The sequence below is a fragment of the Arthrobacter sp. JCM 19049 genome (genome assembly GCF_001310435.1).
The window spans coordinates 1-2,473 of sequence record NZ_BAXF01000330.1; the positions used below are offsets into that span (position 1 = coordinate 1).

The window sequence follows — 2,473 nt, forward strand, 5'->3', positions numbered from 1 at the left end:
GCCGCGGGCCGCTGGCCCGGCGCGGTCGCAGGTGCTCTGGCCGCGCAGAATTCTGTGTAGTTGTCACCAAGTTTCACTCTTTCTTCCAAGGTGCGGTTCCAAGGTGTTGTGCTTGTTAGCTGGGTCATACCTCCTTGCTTTAGCCTAAAGCCATCGGTGAGTAGAAGGTACCCGCCGCGCTTTGGCGTTCCTCCGGCCGGGGCGACGCGCCGGTTCGCGCAGGGCTAGATCCATCCCCGGCAGGGTGATGGTGGGTTTAGATGGGATCATGCATTCCGAATCGAAGATCCCGCACCCCCCGGTGGCCGCCAAGCGCCCCACCACCCGCACCCACCACGGTGATACCTTCACCGATGACTATGAATGGCTGCGCGAGAAGCAGAACCCGCAGGTCATCGAGCACCTCCAGGCCGAGAACCGCTACACCGAGGCGATCAGCGCGAACCAGGAGCAGCTGCGCCAGGAGATCTTCGATGAGATCAAGTCCCGCACGGTGGAAACCGACCTGTCGGTTCCCACCCGGCGCCGCGGCTGGTGGTACTTCACCCGCTCCGTGGAGGGCCAGCCCTACCTGATCCACAGTCGGGTCAAGGCCGCGGACACCGGGGACCTGGAGGCGGACTGGACCCGCCGGTGATTGACCCGGCCGCCGAGCTGCCCGGGGAGCAGGTGCTGGTGGACGGCAACCGGCTAGCCGAGGGCGAATCCTTCTTCGCGCTGGGCGGGGTGGCCATCAATGAGCCGAGCAACCTGCTGGCCTACTGCGTGGACACCACCGGGGATGAGCGTTTCACCCTCTACCTGAAGGACCTGCAGACCGGGCAGCTGCTGGCTGACACCATCGAGGGCGTGTTCTACGGGTTGGCCTTCTCCCCCGATTCGCGCCGCGTGTTCTACACCGTGGTGGATGAGACCTGGCGCCCCCACCAGATCCGGGCGCACGTGCTGGGCACCGACCCGAGTAAGGATGCGGTGATTTTCCAGGAAGATGACCCGGGCATGTGGCTGGGCTTTGAGCTCAGCGCCGACCGGGAGCACCTGCTGATCTCCAGCGGCAACTCCGAATACTCCGAGACCAGCGTGCTGGATCTGCGGGATCCGGCCGCCGAGGTCCAGCTGCTGGTGGACCGTTCCCTGCGCCTGCTGCACGCGGTGGACCTGCTGCCCGGCGAGCGCGCCGACGAGGTGCTGATTACCCACGACCACCAGGCACCGAACAACCGGATCTCCCTGGTGCCCCGCGATCAACTCGGTGCCGCAGCCGATCCCGGGCAGTGGCCCGATGTGGTGCCGCACCGGCCCACCGTCAAATGCGAGGGCGCTCTGATCACCGCGACCCACCTGGTGCTCTCGGTGCGCCGGGACACCTGCGAGCGGGTGGAGCTGCTGCCGCTGCAGGGGCTGGGCACCGACGCCCAGCAGCCGGTGCTGGAGCCGCAGTTCGAGGAGCAGCTGTTCACCGCCTCCCCGGTGTTCGCCTCCCTGGAATCCCCGGTCACCCGCATCGCCTACACCTCGGACTTCACCCCGGCTCGGGTCTATGACCTGGTCCTGGAGGACCACCGGCTGCTGTTGCGCAAGCAGACCCCGGTGAACAACTATGACGCGGCCAACTACCGGGCCACCCGGCACTGGGCCAGCGCCGCGGACGGGACCCAGATCCCGCTGACCGTGATGCACCGGGTGGATGTGGATCTCTCCCGCCAGCAGCCCACCCTCATCTACGGGTACGGCTCCTATGAGATGTCCATGGACGGGCTTTGGCATCCCCCGGCTGAGCCTGCTGGACCGGGGGGTGGTGTTCGTGGTGGCCCACGTGCGCGGCGGCGGCGAACTGGGACGCGACTGGTACCTGCAGGGCAAGAAGCTGAACAAGAAGAACACGTTCACCGATTTCGTGGACGCCACCACCTACCTGATCGAGAAGGGCATCGCCGACCCGCAGCGGATCGTGGCGTTGGGCGGTTCGGCTGGCGGGCTGCTGATGGGCGCGGTCGCGAACCTCGCCCCGCAGCTGTACGCGGGCATCATCGCCCAGGTGCCGTTCGTGGATGCGCTGACCTCCATCCTGGATCCGGAGCTGCCGCTCTCGGCCCTGGAGTGGGAGGAATGGGGCAACCCGATCCAGGACCGCGAGGTGTACGAGTACATGAAGTCCTACTCCCCGTATGAGAACATCCGCCCGGTGCCCTACCCGCGCATCGCCGCGGTCACCTCCCTGCACGACACCCGAGTGCTGTATGTGGAACCGGCCAAGTGGGTGGCGAAGCTGCGTGAGGTGGGCACCGGCACCAAGCCGATCGTGCTGAAGACCGAGATGGAAGGCGGGCACGGCGGTGCCTCCGGCCGCTACGAGGGCTGGAAGAACCGGGCGTGGGATTATGCGTTCGCCCTCGATGCCTGGGGCTGAACCCGGCCGGGAACAGCTGATGAGCTCCCCGCGGCCGGTGGAGCTGCAGTGGCTGGAGCATGC

1 pseudogene is annotated in these 2,473 nt (G+C 66.8%); it reads left to right on the plus strand.

The features are described 5' to 3' along the window. Positions 1-268 precede the first annotated feature (268 nt). Positions 269-2,410: pseudogene (locus JCM19049_RS11730) on the plus strand (S9 family peptidase). Positions 2,411-2,473: the final 63 nt, after the last annotated feature.